We start from the raw sequence: 18,216 nt of genomic DNA, 5'->3' as shown, positions 1-18,216 counted from the left end.
GCCTGGTGGAACCGCACCCCTCCAGGAGGCTGCTCATGGAAGTGCACGAGGTCACGCTGGCCGTCACGAGTACGCCCGAGGGCGCCGCTCGTGCCCGGCACCAGGTGATGAACGAGATCAGGGGCTGGCGCTCGGTCATCGGCGCCGACGGCATGTACGTAGCAGAGGTCGTGGCCGGCGAACTGCTGGCGAACGCCGTTCAGCACACGGGAAACGAAGCTGCTTCCGTAACCGCTCGCCTGCGCGGGAGCCGACTGCGCTTCGAGGTCCGCGACCGGAGTTCCGCCCTCCCCCACGCACGCCCGCCCTGTACGGACACCGAGGACGGCCGCGGGCTGCTGATCATCGACGCCCTCGCCGACCGGCACGGCGTCGACCACAGCGCCGGCGGCAAGTCCTGCTGGGCCGAGCTCGATCTGTCCGTACCCACCTCGGTCACGCCGTCCATCACGCAACCTCCCCTGCAAAGGAGTTGAACGCATGGCACCCCATCGAGCTCTTGCGACGAGCGCGGAGGTCATCGCCGTACGTCCGGGGAGTCCCCTCTCCGGTTCGGTCACCGTCGACGGCTCCAAGAACGCCGCCCTGCCGCTGCTGGCCGCCGCAGCAGCCGTGCGCCGGACCATCCAGCTGGAAAACGTCCCCGCCAGCGCCGACGTCCACTGGATGCTCACCTTGATCCAAGGAGCAGGCTGGCACGTCGCCCGAGCTGTGGGACGACCCGACAGCGTGGTGATCATGGCCCCTGACGCCGTACCCGCGGAACCCGACCTGGCCCCGGCCGCACGGATCCGCGCGTCGTACTACCTGGTGCCCGCAGTCCTCGCCCTACAGGGGAACGCCCGGCTGCCCTGGCCCGGGGGATGCCGGATCGGGGAGCGCGGCATGGACCTGCACTTCAGGGTGTACGAGGCGTTCGGTGACCGTGTCGCCGTCCATGACGAGGGCTATGACGTCGCGGCCGGTCGACCCGCGACCGGAACGGTTTCCCACGCGCTCCCATTCCGGTCGCGCGGTGCGACGGTCGTCGCCGTCCTGCGTGCGGTCGTCGCGGGCCGTGCGCTGCGCCTCGGTCGGCCGAACCTGTCGCCGGAAGTTCTCACCGTGCTGGACGCCCTGCGCTCGGTGGGATGGGAAACCCGAGCCGGCGAACAGGTCCTGGACCTCAGCCCGGCACCGGCATCACCGGCCGAGGCTCCGGCGTGGCGCGTACCAGGCGACAAGATCGAGGCAGGCACCCTGGCCTGCGCCGTCGCCGCCACCGGTGGGACCGCGCGCATCGAGGGCGTCCAAGGTCGGGATGTGGTGCCGTTGCAGGCAGCCCTGCAACGGCTCGGCATCCCAACCTCGGTAAGGGAGGACGTCCTTCTGGTCGACGGGAGCGCCGCCCGGCCGACGGCCCGTCCCCTTCGCGCCATCGCCACGCTCGCCGTCGGCGGCCTGGACGCCGATTTCGAGCCTCCCCTGATGGCACTGGCCCTCGGCCAGCCCGGGACACACCTGTTCGCCGACTCCATCAACCCCGGCCGCCACGGGAACCTGCTGCCCCAGCTGGCCCGGCTCGGCGCGAAGATCGAGGAGATCTCCCCCACCGAATGCCGGCTGACCGGCCCGCAACGCCTCACCGGAGCCGGGGTCGAGGCCACCGACATCCGCACCGGCTCCGCGCTCATGGTCGCCGCCCTGACCGCCCGCGGCATCACCACCCTCGGCGGAGTCGACCAGCTCCGCCGCGGCCACGCCGACCTACCCGGCAAGCTCCTCCACCTCGGCGCCGACATCTGCGAGGTCGCGCCATGACCACGTCCCGCTCCCTACGACAGATCATGGCCACCACCGACGTCCACTCCGCCCTCGGTGCCGGCGGCCCGCTGCTCGGGCACCTCCACCAGGCACGCACGGACAGCCTGCTGGTGGACTGCGGCGACTTCTTCGAGGGCACCGGGTACTACCGCCTCGGCCGGGGCGCGCTCGAACGGGACATCCTGCTCGCCCTGTACGACGTCGTCGCTCCCGGTAACCACGGCTGGCCGCACTACTTCGAGCCCGCCCTCCACCAGCGGACCGTATGCGCGAACGTCGTCGAGTACTCCACCGGCAACGCGCTCTTCCGACGTCTGCGCATCGTGGACATCGCGGGCCGAAGGACGGCCGTCACGGCCGTGATCGGCCAGCAGGCATTCAAGTCGATCCCGGTCGGGCAGCGGTCCGGCCACCGCATCACCGATCCAGTCCACGCCCTGCGCGAGCTGATGCTCGCGCACCACCACGAGGTCGACTCCTGGGTCCTCCTCAGCCACTCCGGCTTCGAGCAGGACCTCCAGCTCGCCGAGGCGTGCCCCTTCCTCGACGTGGTCTTCGCCGGCCACTGCCACACCGAACACACCGGACCCGAACGGGTCGGCAGCACCATCGTGCTCAAGGGGCAGGAACTCGCCGTCGGCTACGCAGTCGCCGAACGCTCCCTCGAAGGCTGGATCGGACGGACCGCCCGTTTCCCCGACGCCTCGGGATCCGTCCTGCCGACTGCGCTCGACTCTGTCCGTGAACAGATCGCCTCCATCGACGCACAACTGGCCGAGCCGCTGGGTCGTCTCGTCGCGCCCTATCGGCACAAGCCGCTCGACCGCCACGCCCTGCTCCGAGAACTGGCCGACCGGCTGCGCAGCGGACTGGGTAGCGAGGCCGTCGTCCTCAACGAGACCGCCGTGCGCACGACGCTGCTCGGCGAAGTCCTCACCGCCGGAGATCTGCTGGCCATCGAGCCGTTCGACAACAGCCTGGTCGAGGCCCAGGTCACGCCGGCCTTCCGTAACGACCCCGCTGCACTGCTGACTCACCTCACCGAGCAGGCAGGACCCCTGATTGCCTCCCCCGATCCGCTCCCCGTCGGTCTGACGAGCGTGCTGACCACCGACTACCTCGCCGACACCTGTCTAGGCATCCGAGCCCACCCCGCCGGCCTCAGCCTCGGCTCGGCGATCAGGAGCATCCTGACCCACGGAGACGACCAGTGATCCTCACCGGACCCGAGATCACCTCCGCCGCGCTGGACGGACGACTGCGGATCTCCCCCTTCATGCCGGCCCAGGTCAACCCGAACAGCTACAACGTCCGCCTGGGCGGGACCCTGCTCACCTACACCGACCAGGTACTCGACACCCACCGACCAAACCCCACCCGTCGCACAGAGATCGGCGACGAGGGCCACGTCCTGCAGCCCGGCGAGCTGTACCTCGGCCACACCCTGGAGGAGGTGGGATCCGACCTCTTCGTCCCCCTGCTCTTCGGTCGCTCCTCCGTCGGCCGACTGGGGCTGTTCGTCGAGATCACCGCGCCCATCGGTGACATCGGCTTCCACGGCCAGTGGACGCTGATGCTCACCCCGACCCGTCCCGTGCGCGTCTACGCCGGGATGAAGATCGGGCAGATCATGTTCTTCGTCTCCGAGGGCGCCATCGATCTGTACGAGGGCAAGTACCAGGCTGCCTCCGGGCCCCAGCCCTCCTCGTACTGGCGCGACCTCGACGGTACGGCGGTGACCTCGTGATCCTCACCGGACCGGCCATCGCCGCCGCCCGCCAGGCGGGCCGCATCACCATCGACCCGTACGACCCGGATCGCCTGTCCCCCAACGCGTACGACTGGCGCCTGGGCAGCACGCTCCGCGTCTGCGAGGGCGACCTCGACGCCGCCAGTCCCACCGCCTTCTCCGAACTCACCCTCCCCGACCACGGCTACGTCCTGGCGCCGGGCCACCTCTACCTCGGCCACACCCTGGAGCGGACCGGCTCCGAGACGTACGCCCAGCTCCTCAACGGGGACCGGACCATCGGCTCCCTCGGCATCTGGGTCCACGTCTCCGCGCCGCTCGGGCACCAGGGCCACGCGATCCGCTGGACCCTGGAGATCCGAGCCACCCGCCCCGTACGCGTCCGGCCCGGCATGACCTTCGGCAAGCTCGTCTTCCTCCGCACGCACGGCTCCCCGGCCAGCTACCAGCAGCACGGCCTCAAGTACCGCACCAGTGAGGGCATCGAGACGTCCCGCCTCTACGAAGAGAACCCCGGAGGTCGCCGGTGAACCGCGTCGTCGCCACCGCCCTCGACCTGCCGTTCCCCAGCCCCGGCGGAAGCGTCGAACTCTTCCTCGACCTCTACGCCGGCGCCCAGCCCGCCATCCCAGCCCGCGCCTTCATGCTCGCTCCCGACGGCCCCCAACCTCGCACCCCGGCCGGCATCGACCTGCTGCACGCGTCCGGCAAATGCATCGCCGGCCACGCCTTCAGCCGGTACGTCACCAACCTGCGCCACGCCATGACGGCCGCCCTCGACCCGCGCCAGATCAGCGTGCTGCACCTGCACCACCTGGCCTTCGGCGCCACCCCCGCCCTCCTGCGTGCCCTACCCGCCCACCCCCGGATCGCCTTCGTCCACGGCACCGACCTCCTGCACGCCGAGAACCACACCACGCAGCTACGCGTTCTCCGCGAGACCGCCTCCGCTGCCGACGCGATCGTCGTCCCCACCGGCGCCATGGCCGACCGCCTGCTCAAGCTCGCCCCCAAGACGGACAGGCGCAAGATCGAGAAGATCCCCTGGGGCATCCCCGACCGCCTCCTCACCGACCCACCGCCCCGGCCCGCCCGACGTTCCACCAGCCACCTGCGGATCCTCTTCGCAGGCCGCCTCAGCTCCGAGAAGGGCCTCGAACCCCTCCTCCAAGCCGTCGCGGCCACCCGCTCGGTCGAGCTGAGCATCGCCGCCCCGCGCGCCCAGTTCCTCGACCTCGCCCCGGTCGTCCGCAAGCTCGGCGTCCGCGTCCGCTACCTCGGCTGGTTCCGCCGCCCCCAACTCTGGAAGGCCTTCGCCGACCACGACGTGCTCGCCGTGCCCTCCACCACCCTGGAGGCCATGGGCCTCGTCGCCCTCGAAGCCCAGGCCTGCGGACTCCCCGTCCTCTACCAACCCGTTCCCGGACTCAGCGAAGCCCTCTCCGGCACCGGCCTGGCCACCGACTTCACCAACCCCACCACCGCCGCCCACGACCTCCACCGCCTGCGCACCACCCCAGGCCTCTTGGAGATGCTCCGCGCATCCGGCCGCACCAACGCCGCCCGCTTCCCTCTCAGCGCCACCGCCACGGCCATCGCCGATCTCGGACGGCGGCTCGCCTGACACCACCCGTGGCACAGCCGGCACCGCCCCGGCCGCGTCACTAACCTAGCCAGCGGACCACCCGCGGCCCACGACGATCGGGAGACCATGACCCACACCACCGACCGGATCGAAGACCTCCTCCAGACCGGCGTCCGCGACGAGGTCTACCCCGGCGCGGTGTGGGCGGTCGGGAACGCCGACGGCATCGAGGCCAGCGGAGCCGTCGGCCTTCTCGACCCCGACCACCCGGACGAGCCCATGCGGCTGGACACCGTCTTCGACGTGGCCAGCCTCACCAAGATCCTCGCCGTCTGGTCGACGATCGGCACCCTGGTCGAAGAGGGCAAGCTCCAGCTCCACACTCCGCTGGGAACCTTCTGGGACGAAGTCGCAGGCCACCCCCTAGCCCGGGCCACGGCCCACCACCTGCTCACGCACACCGCCGGCCTGCCGCTGCGCGCCAACCTGAAGAACCTCTACGGCACCGACCCCCAGGACATCCGCGACGGCGTCCTCCACGAGGCCCTCCACCGCCCGCCGGGCGAGGCCGTCGAGTACACCGACCGAGCCGCCCTCGTCCTCGGCTACCTCGCCGAGCACCTCTCCGGCCAGCCCCTGGACCAGCTCGCCACCGACCGCATCTGGAACCCCCTGGGCATGACGCAGACCCGCTTCGGCCCCCTCCCCGATGCCGAGGCAGCCCGCTGCGCCCCCACCGAGTACGACGAGACCACCGGCACCCACCTCAAGGGCACCGCCCACGACTTCTCCGCCCGCCTCCTCGACGGCGTCTGCGGCATCGCCGGCACCTTCTCGGCCCTCGACGACCTGGCCCGCTTCCTCCGCCACATGCTCGCCCCCACCCAAGCCGCCTTCGGTCCGGCCTGGATCAAGGAATCCCTCCGCGTCCAAACTGGCGGCCTCACCCCCGCCCGCGGCCTCTTCTGGCACCCCGCCCCCGGCACCGACCCCACCGAGGACATCTGGGTCCACTACGGCTTCACCGGCACCGGCATGTGGATCAGCCACACCCGGGGCCGCTGGGCTGTCCTCCTAACCAATAAGCTCCGCTTCAACCGCGACCGCGAGCCCTTGGCTGGGATCCGCAACACCTACTGTGCCTCCGCCTTCTCATAGACGAGGTGTACGAAAACCCCAACTGTCGGCGGCCAGTGGCACAATTCAGCCATGTGGAACAACGAAGAGTTCCGTATGCCAGAGGGTGCCCACGTAGTCGGACACCAAGGCGATTCCTTCGAGATCCAGGTCACCGTCCCCACCGACGACGACGGGTTTCTCGGCCGCGAGTGCCCGCACTGCACGATGACCTTCCGTATCGACGCAGACGATTACGAACGGCTTCCAGACAATCTGACGCTGTGGTGCGTCTACTGCGGCCACCACAGCGGCCATTCAGACTTCATGACTACGCAGCAGCGGGAACGTCTGCTGCGTGTCGCCGAGGACCTGGGCACCCAGATCGTCAGCCGGTCACTTCACGACATTCTCGGCGGCCTCGCCCGCAAGAGCTCGCGAGGAAGCCCGGTGACCTTCTCCTACAAGCCCGGGAAGCCCTTCTACCCCAGGCCTCTTCCGGGTATCGACGAGGAGCGCCTGGTACGGATCCGAACCTGTCCCGGCTGCCGGGTCAAGTACGCCGTCTTCAGCGAGCACCGCTACTGTCCTGTCTGCGGCGAATTGCCAGCGGCGTCGGTCGCGTTCGATGCTCTACAGGCCGATACCGCTCGCCTAGTGTCCTGCGCCGGAGATCCGTTGGCAGAAGCGGGCGAGTGAGTCGAGGATCTCTTCGGCTGTCTTGGTCCAGGTGAACGGGGTCGGGTTTTCGTTCCACTGCTTGACCCAGGCTCGGATGTCGGCTTCCAGGGAGCGCACACTCTTGTGGGCGCCACGGCGGATCTTCTGGTCCGCGAGGAAGCCGAACCATCGCTCAACCTGGTTGATCCAGGAGGAGCCGGTGGGTGTGAAGTGCAGGTGGAACCGTGGGTGTTTGGCCAGCCACGTCTTGATGGCCGGGGTTTTGTGGGTGCCGTAGTTGTCGCAGATCAGGTGGACCTGAAGGTGTTCGGGGACCTCTTTGTCGATCTTGATGAGGAACTTCTTGAACTCCGCGGCCCGGTGGCGACGGTGCAGTGAGGTGATGACTTCACCGGTCGCGACGTCGAAGGCCGCGAACAAGGTGGTCAGCCCGTTGCGAACATAGTCGTGAGTGCGGCGCTCGGGCATGCCGGGCATCATCGGCAGCACTGGCTGAGAGCGGTCAAGAGCCTGGATCTGGGACTTCTCGTCCACCGACAGCACCACCGCTCCTTCGGGCGGGTTGAAATACAGCCCCACCACGTCGTAGAGCTTCTCCACGAACAGCGGGTCCGTCGACAGCTTGAACGTGTCGCTCAAATGGGGCTTGAGCTGGAACTTCCGCCAGATCCGGCCCACTGTCGACTTCGACAGGCCACTGCGGGCGGCCATCGATGAACGCGACCAGTGAGTGGCGTTCTTCGGGATCTCCTCCAGCGTGCCGACCACTACCGCCTCCACCTGATCAACGCTGATGGTGGGTGGCCGGCCAGGCCGGGGCTCGTCGACCAGCCCGTCCAGCCGGGCCGCCAGGAACCGGCGACGCCACTTGCGGACCGTGTCGGCCGCGATATGCAACTCCCGTGCCACCACGACAATCGGCGGCACATCAGCACCGGCACACGCCAACACGATGCGGGCCCGCAAGGCCACCGCCTGCGCAGATGACGCCCTGCGGACCCAACGCTCCAACACCACACGCTCATCGGAAGACAACAACAACGGTTCCAACTTCGGACCACGACGAGGCACCGGCACATCCGCAGAAGCAGTCATACATAAACTAACGACGGATCTCCGGCGCAGGACACTAGTGCTGTGACCGGCAACGTTTGCCGGGTTGCTCGTTGTGCTGGTTGGAAATGAGTTCTCCAAGCAGCGTGGGGAGGCGGGATGGCGAAACCGGTCCGGGTTCGCAGGCTGACCGAGCAGGAGGGGCAGAAACTCCAGCACATCGTCCGGAGAGGCAGTACCAGCTCGGTGCGGTTTCGACGGGCGATGGTGCTGCTGGCTTCGGCCGGCGGCAGCACGGTCCCGGTCATAGCCCGCCTGGTCCAGGCGGACGAGGACACCGTCCGCGACGTGATCCACAAGTTCAACGAGATCGGGCTCGCATGCCTCAACCCTCGTTGGGCGGGAGGCCGTCCCCGCCTTCTCAACCGTGACGACGAGGACTTCGTCGTCCAGACGGCCACCACCCGACCCACCGTCCTGGGCAAGCCCTTCACCCGCTGGTCGATCCGCAAACTCGCCGATCACCTGCGCAAGAACATCGACCGGCCTGTCCGGATCGGCCGGGAGGCGCTGAGGTGCTTACTGGCCCGCCGCGGTATCTCCTTCCAGCGCACGAAGACCTGGAAGGAGTCCCCGGACCCGGACTTCGACGCCAAACTGGCCAGGATCGAGTACGCGATCAACCAGCGGCCTGACCGCACGTTCGCGTTCGATGAGTTCGGACCGCTGGGAATCCGCCCCACCGCCGGCTCCTGCTGGGCAGAACAGGGCCGGCCCGACCGGCTTCCGGCTACCTATCGCCGCACCCACGGAATCACCTACTTTCACGGTTGTTACTCCGTCGGTGACGACCAGATGTGGGGGATCAACCGGCGCCGCAAGGGCACCGACCACACCTGGGCGGCCTTGAGAACGATCCGGGCAGCCCGCCCGGACGGCGCCCCGATCTACGTGATCCTCGACAACCTCTCCGCCCACCTGAACTGGAGAATCCGCAGGTGGGCGGCCCGCAACAAGGTCGAGCTGTGCTTCACCCCGACCTACGCGTCCTGGGCCAACCCGATCGAAGCCCACTTCGGACCCCTGCGGCAGTTCACCCTCGCCAACTCGCACCACCCCAACCACACCGTCCAGACCCGGGCCCTGCACGCCTACCTACGCTGGCGCAACAAGAACGCTCGCCACCCCGACGTCCTGGCCGCCCAACGACGCGAACGCGCACGCATCCGCAGCGAGAAGGGCATCCGCTGGGGCGGCAGACCACTACCCATCGCGGCCTGACCGCTCAACCCGGTGAACCTTCCCGGTCACAGCACTAGACGCACTCGAAGCGATTCCCTCGGATGTCAAGGCTGCCCTTCGTGAGCAGGGAGTGTTCTCACGCAACTGGGTGGACACCATCGAGAACGTGGTGGGAGTCGTCGAAATCCTGGCGTCCTCCCTGTTCAAAGCTTCCGTGCATGACGCAGATGCCCGGCTCCGCGGAAAAGGCAACGTCTTCCAGCGGTTGGAGGACATGGCCGTGCTCTTCACCGACGCCGGCTTTCCGGATGTACGGGCCGCGCTCGCATCGGACACCTGGGACCGCCTCCTCTCGACCTGGGCAGCACGTCACGTCTTCACGCACAACGATGGCGTGGTCGACCCGAAGTACCTGACCCGCGTCCCCCGCACACCCCTCCGTGTCGGACAGCGCCTCACCCTCGACGACCCGACATGCCGCCGCGCGATCGAGGACACGACCTTGTTGTGCACAGCGCTGACCGAGCTGACATCGTGAAACCATGGCCACTCTTCGTGGGGACTGGCTTCAGCGCCCGGCTACCAGGGGGAGTTACTCGTACGTCTCTTTGCGCAGGGCGCGATGACGCCGGTCGCCCTGACCAGCGCCGTTCACCGCGTTAAGAGACGGGAGCGCCGCACCGTTGTTCCACAGTCCAAGATGATCACGGTGGACGGCCACGACATCGTTCTGCAGGGCACAGCGTTCGGCAGGTCCGCTGAAGTACGCGGTGGTGACGAAGACGGCAACTTCGGCCTTGAAGTGCACCTGCGAGCCAAGGAGGTTACGGACCTCTCCATTGGAGATCTTCCGTTTTGGGTTGTACCGCTTGCACTGGATCACCATCGTGCGGCCATCGGGCAGCCGTCCGCGCACGTCGGCACCGTTATCCCCTGTGCCGCCGACGCGGCGGACATCCGTACAGCCGTCCCGCCTGCAGAGGTCGGCCACGAAGTCCTCGAACTGCGTGCCGTCCATCACGTCGACCTCGGCGAGCGTCCGATGGCCCGCCCTGACGGCGTCCTCGTGGCGCCACCGCCGATCGTCGCCCCGGACCATGCGGTCCGTCTTCCACAACCACCGGCCTCCACCGCCGACCGCGCCGAGGACCAACAATCCCACTGCATAGGGCCAGATCGTCGACCAAAACGTCACGAGCAGCGCCAATGCGATGACGCCACTCCAGGCACCCGCCTTGAGCCAGGCTTCCCGGCGCTTCCGCGATGCCGACCGACGCTTCTTGCGTGCTGCCACCCAATTCCTCCCCGCCTCCGAGTAGCAGTCTCGGCAAGACGACGCGTGTCAGTAAGGGCGCCCGTCGGCCATGGCTCGTTCCCCGCGATCTCCCGCGATGCAGCCCTGCGGCCAGCGAGGCAGCCCTGGGGGAGACGGTTGCCAGCGCGCCACGCCCGGCGATGGGGACCTGCATCGCCATGTGCCCGCATACGCCCTGTGTGCGCCCCTCTTGCAGCACGTAGCTTGCGACGTCGGTCTGACCCGTGGAAGCCGTAGGGGGAACAGGTTGAAGCCAGCCGCTGACGTACTCAAGGATCTCGTCCAGCCGTCGAACATCTCGATCCACTCCAGTTCGGCCCTGGTCGGCAGCGTCGACGACGCCGCAGCCGAGGATGACAAGGCGCGCGAGCAGAAGGAACTCGACCAGCTCCGGCGAAAGCCCGAACTCAGGCCCATCCCCGCGAAGGAGCTGGACCGGACCGTTCAGCTGACGCCCTGGGATGTGCTACACATCCTCGGCCAAGGCATCGCCCTCTCACGGCGGGGCGCCAGCCGTGGACTCGCCGAGCACTGGGGTTCCCTGAAATACAGCCAGGCTCTGGCCGGCAGCATCAACTCGTTCATGACGCTCTCCGCGGAGGGCCGGGAAACGGCCGACTACTACAAGGCGATCCAGTCCGGGGAACTCGGGACCGGCTTCGCCCTGACCCTTGCCCGGCAGCTCCTGAGCCGCCGCTACCCGGACCACTCGGTCTCGATCGTCCCCGCGGACACTGCGCTGCGGGCCGGCTGGGCTTTGACCAGTCGCGACGCGGGCCATCGATCTGGCTACCGCTACCGGCCACAGTTCTTCGCCGAGATATGGAAGCCCGGAGAGGCGCCGAGGGTCCTTCCGATCGCCTGCAAGGGCAACCACAGCAACGCCGCCGCCTCTCACATCCAGCTCGCGTCCGCTTCTGCGCACGTCGAGGCGGTGCACATCGGCCCGTGGAACGAGACACCGGCCCTCGTGTTCAGTACGGAACTCCCCACCGAAGGCGTGCTCACGGTGCACGCCTTGCAGGCCCAGGGAACTGGTGGCCGACTGACCGGCTCGATGGATGCCCCCGATACCTGTCTTGACCACCGTCTTGAGGACGCGAACAACTTCCCGGGCATCCAACCGCCGGCCGAGGGCGAGCGGAAACCGGAGTCGCAGCTCGGCTTCCACGTACAGCCCGAGCACTATGCCTGGTTCCGGCAGGTCCTCGCCCGAACCGCGGCGGCCGGACTGACCGCCTTCGCTGGCGATGGCGCCGCTACGGCCCAGTACCTGACCAAACGGCAAGGCCAGCGCCACTTCACCGACCCCACCCACGCCGCCACCGACAGCGTCCAGGACGCGAACCAACGACTCCTCGACATCGACTTCGTTGGCACCGACCACGTGTTCCGCCTCAACAGGACCCGGGTCGAGGCCTTCTCCGGGGTCGCGAACGACCTCTTCCGCCACCTCGCGAAAGGCCGCGTCGAGCAGTACCGCACGGAAATCCACGCCCAGCGGAAGAGCTGGCCCCTCCTAGCCTGGGATTCGGAGTGGGACGGCCCCGTATCCGTCCACCAGGACGGCTCTGTGCTCGCCATGCGGGTGTTGCCACAGGCCTGAGGGCCCGCATGGCCGGTGTCGCTCCCTAGAAGCAAGGGGGCGACACCGAGGGAGGGGATGACGCCGACGACGCTTCGCGTCCTGCTACCAGCCCTCGACTGTTCAGAGTGCCGCCCGCCGCCTTGGTAAGCACCCAGAAGGCCCTACTCCGTCAACCGAGCCGCCTTACGCCCTGTCCTCCCCACCCATGCGCCTTTAGATGGACTAAGCCATCGGGGCTGCCTGGAACTCGCTCGCGCAACCAACTCTCCCGAGCTCCCGGCTTGATTGCCCCCAGATACGTAGAGCGTCGGGGCACCGCTACCGAAGGTCGACGGATCTCCACGAGGAACTCGCTGGGATCAAGGTGATTCAGCCCAGATGAAGCTCATATTTCGCCATTTTCCAGAGACAGGTTGCCCCTGCCACTGCTCATCCCGATCCTGGAACGTTCGCCACCAGCCGGGAGGAGAAAAGTGAACGTACCGCGACGTCACGCGAAGAACCCCGACGTCATCGGCCAGACTGCCAGTCTGATCGGCTTCCTCAAGGAGGTCGTGCAGAGCAGCAACCAACGACTTCGTGATGACCGCCGCTCAAGGGAGCGGTTATGGCTGGTCGCCATGCCCCCCTCGGTACGACGCCCGTCCGACCGACTCGACGGGCTGCTGTTCACGCTTGACCACGTTCCGCAGACATCGCCGCCCCCACTCCCGGATCTGCTGGATGGATGGGTGTCCACGGAACGCTGCCAGGACGCGGACGGCGGTGACCCGCCGCTTGAAGATGAAGGACCGGGGCAGGAACTCGTGCCCGCAGCGGACGGCAGCCAATCCTGGGAACAGGCAGCGGAGCAGACCGTCCGCCGAGAGGATGCGGACGAGGTACTCCGAGCCTACGGTCCCTGGCTGACGCGCTGGCGGAAGTGGGCGGAGAGGGAGCGCGCGGAGCGAGCCCTTCGGGAGCTGTACGACCAGGTCTACGGGTGGCACCAGAAGCTGACCCAGCAGGATGATCAGCTAGAACTCGTGCTCGCCACAGGGCTCTTGACTTGGAGCGATCCGCGTGGTGACGCCATTCACCGTCACCTGCTCACCCACCGCGTGGAGACCTTGGTAGACCGGAAGACCGCCAGGCTCACAGTGCGGCTCATGGCCGAGGGAGCCGTGCGGCTAGAGGATCAATCATTCCTCGACACCGATGACGGCTGGGCGCCCGAACGCTCGGCCGCGCTCACCGAGGAGATCGCGGCCCAGTCACTGCACCTGCTTGGATCTGAGGCCTTGGAGCAGTTGGCCCAGTGGCAGGAGCGGGTACTGCAACGGCCCGTGTCCTTCAGTGCCGAGTGGCAGCCGCCCCGCGAGCCCGAAGCAGGCGCGCGTCTCACGTACGCTCCCGCACTTGTGCTGCGTCCACGGGACCGCAATGCTCTGCTGGGCTTCTACGACCGGATCGCGGACAGCGTGTCCTCCGAGGGACACGCGCCTCTGGGCCTCGCCCAGCTGGTACTGCCGCTGAACTCCGAAGAGCGCGTGAACTGGGACGGCCGCGAGATTCCGCCCCTATTCGGGGACGACCCGCTCTTCCCAGGAAAGACCAACGAACGTCAACGCAGTGTCCTGCGGCGGCTGGAGCACGACACGGGCGTGGTGGTTCAAGGCCCACCGGGCACCGGCAAGACCCACACGATCGCCAACCTGGTCTCCGCGCTGCTGGCGCAGGGGCAGAGGGTCTTGGTGACCAGCGCCCGCGACCAGGCCCTGACGGTCCTGCGGGACAAGCTTCCTCCCGCCGTACGGGACCTGTGCGTCCTCCTGCTGAGCTCGGCACGGCAGGACGGGGCGGACGAGCTGGAACGCACGGTCAACGCTCTCACCGATCAGGTCGCCGCGAGTGACCCTGAGCAGCTGCAGGACGAGATCCATCGACTCTCCGCCCGCCGGGAGGAGGTGCGGGGAAGGATCAGCACGCTCACCGAGCAGGTGATCGCACTGCGGGAGGCCGAGGTCTACCGGCACCCGGAGATCGCACCGGGATACGCCGACACTCTCGCCGCAATTGTGCAGCGTGTGCAAGAAAGCGCCGGACATCACTCCTGGATCGGTCTTGTGCCGGCTGACGGCCCGACCCCGTCTGTCCCTCCGCTGTCCCCCACGCAAGCGGTGGAACTGCTGAGCCTGCTGCGCGACGGTGCGGCTGAGCCACGCGCCGGTGGCACTCTGCCAGACCCCGACGGCCTCCCCTCCCCCGAAGCCTTGGCCCAGGCACTCTCAGCCAGCCGCGTCACCAACGAGGGCCTGTCCTCTGGGGCGGTCCGCATCCGCGGCGATCTCGCCAGGCTCGACAGCTCTGTCACCGATGAGCTGACCTCTCTCGTGGATTCCTGCCGTACGGCTCTGCACCACCTGGGTCTGTCTCCGCAGGCCACACAATGGGATGAGGGCAAGTGGGCCACCAAGGCCCTCACCGACCGACTCTCCCGTGAGAACCTCGCACTGTGGCGTCGCGTGTCCGGACTTGCCGATCAACTCGTCGACATCTCAGAACGGCTGAACGAACAGGGGATGACGCGCGTCACCGTGCCCGGGCAGCTCTCCACGGAACAAGGGGATGCGATGCTCACGGCGGGTTCTGCGCTGCGCGAGCACCTCGTCTCGGGTGGCAAGCTGCGAGTCCGCGGCAGCTTCCGTGCCTCGCGGGCGCAGAAGGCCGCGCAGGACCTCCTCGACTCGTGCACTGTGAACGGTCACTCACCCGAAACCCTGGAGGATCTCGACGCCGCCCTTGCTCACCTCCGCGCCCGCTCCGCCGTTGCCACGCTTGCGGAGCGGTGGGGCCAAGTGCAGGTACCCGTATCCGAAGGGCCGCTGGAAGTTCGGCTGGCGTCGCTGACGGAGGCGTACGCACGCCTGGAACATGTCGACACGTTCGGCGCCGGCCGCGAGCGCATCGACGAGCTGCTCGTACATCACGGGATGCACATCGCTCTCACTTCTAAGTCGGCATGGCAGGACTTCGCCGGCGCCCTCTCTGCGGTCTCCGACCGACGAGCGGCGGACGAGGCTATGGCCCAGTTGCTTGCTTGGGAGGAGCAACTGCGCACACCGGTAGATGACTCCCACCCCACCACCGAAGCTGTGGCCGCCGCCCAAGCCGTTCGGGAGCAGGACGTCGACCGATACGCCAAGGAACTTGAGGCGCTGCGCGAGGCTCACCGGCGTGAACACCGCCGGCGTCGGTGCGCCGTGCTACTCGAAAGCGTCCGCCGGGCCCACCCGCTGCTCGCGGACCAGCTGACGCACGACCCTGGCGACCGGGCATGGGAAGCTCGCCTGGAGTCTCTGGCGGAGGCGTGGGCCTGGGCCGTGGCCTCGGCCTTCGTCCACCGTCAGCGCACACCGGGACGCGAACGTCAGATCGAAGGCGAACTGGCTCAGTGTGAACGTCATCTGGAGGACATCACCGGTGAACTCGCTGCCACCTGGGGAAGGTGGCACTGTCTGCACCGCATGACGCAAGAGCAGCGGTCAGCGCTCCAGGCGTACCGCAACCACATGTCCTCGTACGGCAAGGGCAAAGGGCGCGGTGCGGGCCGCTACCGTGCCGCGGCATACGACGCCATGAAGACGGCGCAGGAAGCGGTTCCCGCGTGGGTCATGCCCATCTCCCAGGTCGCCGAGATGGTGCAACCGAGGCGGGACGCGTTCGATGTCGTCATCGTCGACGAGGCTAGTCAGGCCGGCATGGACGCCTTGTTCCTGCTGTGGCTGGCGCCCCGCGTCATCGTCGTGGGGGACGACAAACAGTGCGCGCCCCCACTCAGTGGCATGGGCCGGCACCAGGCGATCCATGACCGGCTCGTCTCACACCTGCCGGACATGCCGCCGAGGCTGCGCACGCTGTACGGACCTTCCACCAACCTCTACCAGCTCCTGTCCACCTTCTTCCCGAAGGTGATCCGGTTGGAGGAGCACTTCCGTTGCATGCCGGAGATCATCGGCTGGTCTTCGCAGACCTTCTACAACAACAAGCTGCAGCCTCTGCGCCAGTACGGCGGTGAGCGCCTCGACCCCCTCGTGACCCACTTCGTCGAAGGGGCCGTTACCCAGGGGCGCGACAGCAGGATCCGCAACCCGAAGGAGGCCGAGGCCATCGTCGACTGCCTGGCCAGGCTCGTAGCGGACCCTGACTACCGCGACCGGACCATGGGCGTCATCACCCTTCAGGGGTCGATCGGTCAGGTCAAGCTCCTGGAAAAGCTCATCCAGGAACGTATCCCGGCGCCGATGCTTGAGCGCCACCAGATTCGTGTGGGCAGCCCGGCGTCGTTCCAGGGAGACGAACGGCACGTCATCCTGCTGTCGATGGTCGTCACCGATCCGCCGCGCATCACGGGAGGTGCCCGCAGCGAACGACAGGCATACAACGTCGCCGCGTCCCGGGCACAGGACCAGATGTGGCTCTTCTACTCGGTACCGCCGGACCGATTGAAGAGGGAGGACATGCGACTCAACCTCCTGTCCTATATGGAGAACCCGCCATCGGCACTTGCCGGCTCCGAAGACATCGGAGAGGTGGTGGGCGATGTGCCGCAGAAGCCCTTCGAATCGCTCTTCGAGCAGCAGGTCTACCTGCACCTGAAGGCCCGCGGATATCACGTCGTCCCGCAGTATCCGGCAGGGAACAAGCGCCTCGACCTCGTCGTCGTAGGGGCACGTGGGCGCCTGGCCGTGGAGTGCGACGGCGACCGGTATCACTCGACACCCGAGCAGATCCGGCATGACCAACGGCGCGACCGTGAACTCCAACGCGTCGGCTGGACGTTCTGGCGGATTCGCGAGAGCGAGTTCCGATTCGACCCTGAGGAGGCATTGTCCGGCCTATGGGATGAGCTCGAACGACTTGGCATCCATCCGGCCACATTCGAGGGGACCAGTGACCGGACCCGTTCGTCCGCCACACCCACCACCGTGCAGTGGACCCCCTTCGACCTCTCCTCCGACGAGGGCCTGGCCGACGACATGGCGGAGGCACCCGAGGACCCGGGTACGGACGATCTGGCCAACACGCTCCACAAGGCAGAAGACAACGAAGTAGACGACGAAACCGACGACAGCACGGAAGGCTCGGCATGACTGCGCAGTCCCCACTCGGCATCCTCGATGCCAACACCCTGGAGGAGCTCGCGCGCGTCATCTGCGGCGACGACCACCTCTACTACCGCAAGGGCTTCGAGATCGCGCGCTTCCTGGAACACGCCGGCTGGCAGCGGGTGCCGGAGTACAACGGCGAGTACAGGATGGAATGGACGCTCGCCCGGCTCAACGAACGCCGAGAAGAGCCCACCGAGCTGGAACGGGTCCTGCTTCGCCTGGCCGACCCTCGCGAATACCTTGACGAGCCGGACCAGCTCCCCGCTGTCGTCTCCGCGGTCAACGCGTTCCTGGTCTACGAGGGAGCACGCCTGGAGAATCCTGGCGGCCGCCCCCGTCTCGTCGCCTGCGACCCCTCCCTTGCCCACCCGGGTAGCCAGGGTCCTGCCGAACTCAGCGCAGCCATGACCGATCTCATCAGTGACCGGAAGATGGCCGCCTTGCTCCAACACCGCTTGGACGAGGCACGCACCTGCTACGCCAATGGCGCTCACGTGGCCGCCATCATCATGCTCGGCAGCCTGCTGGAAGGCGTCATGGTCCATGTGGTGCGCGAACGCGACGCCTCGCGACTCGGCAGTACGTCTGCAGACAGGGTGACCCTCGACACTTTGATCAAGACCTGCCACGACGCAGGATGGATCGGTGCCGACGTGGAGCGCTTCTGTCACGAGCTGCGCAAGTACCGTAACTTCGTCCATCCGCGAGCAGAGATCCGCGAGGCCCACACCCCGGATCGCGACACGCTGGACATGTGCTGGCCCGTGGTCAACGCCGTCCTGAACGACCTCGCCGCCTCCCAGCCGAAGACGGCCACGCCAAAGCCAACCGCCGCGCCTGTCCGACCCGTGCCCCGGCCATCGCCAGCGCGACCAGCACGCCGGCCCTGACACCAGGGCGCGGTTGGTTCGACCACCGCCCTGCGCTCAAGAG

15 protein-coding genes are annotated in these 18,216 nt (G+C 67.7%); 13 read left to right on the top strand and 2 right to left on the bottom strand.

The features are described 5' to 3' along the window. The first annotated feature begins 35 nt into the window (after positions 1-35). The 8 genes from OHA65_RS30340 to OHA65_RS30305 all read left to right on the top strand — a co-directional run bounded on the left by OHA65_RS30340 (position 36) and on the right by OHA65_RS30305 (position 6,953). Positions 36-476: an ATP-binding protein gene (locus OHA65_RS30340; RefSeq protein ID WP_405762818.1), complete on the top strand. Its 441-nt coding sequence runs from the start codon at positions 36-38 to the stop codon at positions 474-476. A gap of 4 nt (positions 477-480) precedes the next feature. Next, on the top strand, positions 481-1,800 hold the full coding sequence (locus tag OHA65_RS30335; RefSeq protein ID WP_405762815.1) for a UDP-N-acetylglucosamine 1-carboxyvinyltransferase: 1,320 nt from the start codon (positions 481-483) through the stop codon (positions 1,798-1,800). Next, on the top strand, positions 1,797-3,017 hold the full coding sequence (locus OHA65_RS30330) for a metallophosphoesterase (protein ID WP_405762813.1): 1,221 nt from the start codon (positions 1,797-1,799) through the stop codon (positions 3,015-3,017). The genes OHA65_RS30335 and OHA65_RS30330 overlap by 4 nt, the downstream gene beginning before the upstream one ends. Continuing rightward, entirely contained in the window at positions 3,014-3,550 is a 537-nt protein-coding gene (dcd, locus tag OHA65_RS30325) for a dCTP deaminase (RefSeq protein ID WP_405762810.1), read from the top strand. The genes OHA65_RS30330 and dcd overlap by 4 nt, the downstream gene beginning before the upstream one ends. Next, entirely contained in the window at positions 3,547-4,083 is a 537-nt protein-coding gene (locus OHA65_RS30320; protein ID WP_371645256.1) for a dCTP deaminase domain-containing protein, read from the top strand. The genes dcd and OHA65_RS30320 overlap by 4 nt, the downstream gene beginning before the upstream one ends. Then, entirely contained in the window at positions 4,080-5,177 is a 1,098-nt protein-coding gene (locus OHA65_RS30315; protein ID WP_405762807.1) for a glycosyltransferase family 4 protein, read from the top strand. The genes OHA65_RS30320 and OHA65_RS30315 overlap by 4 nt, the downstream gene beginning before the upstream one ends. Positions 5,178-5,264: 87 nt before the next feature. Then, positions 5,265-6,296, top strand: a complete 1,032-nt coding sequence (locus OHA65_RS30310; protein ID WP_405762804.1) for a serine hydrolase domain-containing protein — start codon at positions 5,265-5,267, stop codon at positions 6,294-6,296. A 51-nt stretch (positions 6,297-6,347) separates the two neighbouring features. Next, complete coding sequence (locus tag OHA65_RS30305) at positions 6,348-6,953, top strand: hypothetical protein (RefSeq protein ID WP_405762801.1); 606 nt, start codon at positions 6,348-6,350, stop codon at positions 6,951-6,953. Here OHA65_RS30305 and OHA65_RS30300 read toward each other — a convergent pair. Beyond that, positions 6,909-8,030, bottom strand: a complete 1,122-nt coding sequence (locus tag OHA65_RS30300; RefSeq protein ID WP_327280728.1) for an IS630 family transposase — start codon at positions 8,028-8,030, stop codon at positions 6,909-6,911. The two genes, OHA65_RS30305 and OHA65_RS30300, sit on opposite strands and share 45 nt — an antisense overlap. 117 nt (positions 8,031-8,147) lie before the next feature. On the opposite strand from OHA65_RS30300, the gene OHA65_RS30295 reads away from it, so the two are divergent. Then, positions 8,148-9,269: an IS630 family transposase gene (locus OHA65_RS30295; RefSeq protein WP_327286466.1), complete on the top strand. Its 1,122-nt coding sequence runs from the start codon at positions 8,148-8,150 to the stop codon at positions 9,267-9,269. A gap of 109 nt (positions 9,270-9,378) precedes the next feature. Further along, entirely contained in the window at positions 9,379-9,768 is a 390-nt protein-coding gene (locus tag OHA65_RS30290; protein ID WP_405762799.1) for a hypothetical protein, read from the top strand. Positions 9,769-9,822: 54 nt separating this feature from the next. Here OHA65_RS30290 and OHA65_RS30285 read toward each other — a convergent pair whose 3' ends face one another. Then, positions 9,823-10,524: a restriction endonuclease gene (locus tag OHA65_RS30285; RefSeq protein WP_371645248.1), complete on the bottom strand. Its 702-nt coding sequence runs from the start codon at positions 10,522-10,524 to the stop codon at positions 9,823-9,825. 181 nt (positions 10,525-10,705) lie between these two features. On the opposite strand from OHA65_RS30285, the gene OHA65_RS30280 reads away from it, so the two are divergent. The 3 genes from OHA65_RS30280 to OHA65_RS30270 all read left to right on the top strand — a co-directional run bounded on the left by OHA65_RS30280 (position 10,706) and on the right by OHA65_RS30270 (position 18,173). After that, positions 10,706-12,151, top strand: coding sequence for a hypothetical protein (locus OHA65_RS30280; RefSeq protein WP_405762797.1), 1,446 nt, complete (start codon positions 10,706-10,708; stop codon positions 12,149-12,151). Between the two features lie 455 nt (positions 12,152-12,606). Next, the gene (locus tag OHA65_RS30275; RefSeq protein WP_405762795.1) at positions 12,607-17,265 is read left to right on the top strand and encodes an AAA domain-containing protein; all 4,659 of its coding nucleotides are present in this window, start codon (positions 12,607-12,609) and stop codon (positions 17,263-17,265) included. Further along, entirely contained in the window at positions 17,262-18,173 is a 912-nt protein-coding gene (locus tag OHA65_RS30270; protein WP_405762793.1) for a hypothetical protein, read from the top strand. The genes OHA65_RS30275 and OHA65_RS30270 overlap by 4 nt, the downstream gene beginning before the upstream one ends. The last annotated feature ends 43 nt before the right edge of the window (positions 18,174-18,216 follow it).

The organism is Streptomyces sp. NBC_00045 (assembly GCF_045041095.1).
In the GTDB taxonomy this organism is placed as follows: Bacteria; Actinomycetota; Actinomycetes; order Streptomycetales; family Streptomycetaceae; genus Streptomyces.
Note: the sequence above shows the minus strand (reverse complement) of the source record. Positions and strands in the feature narration are given on the sequence as shown.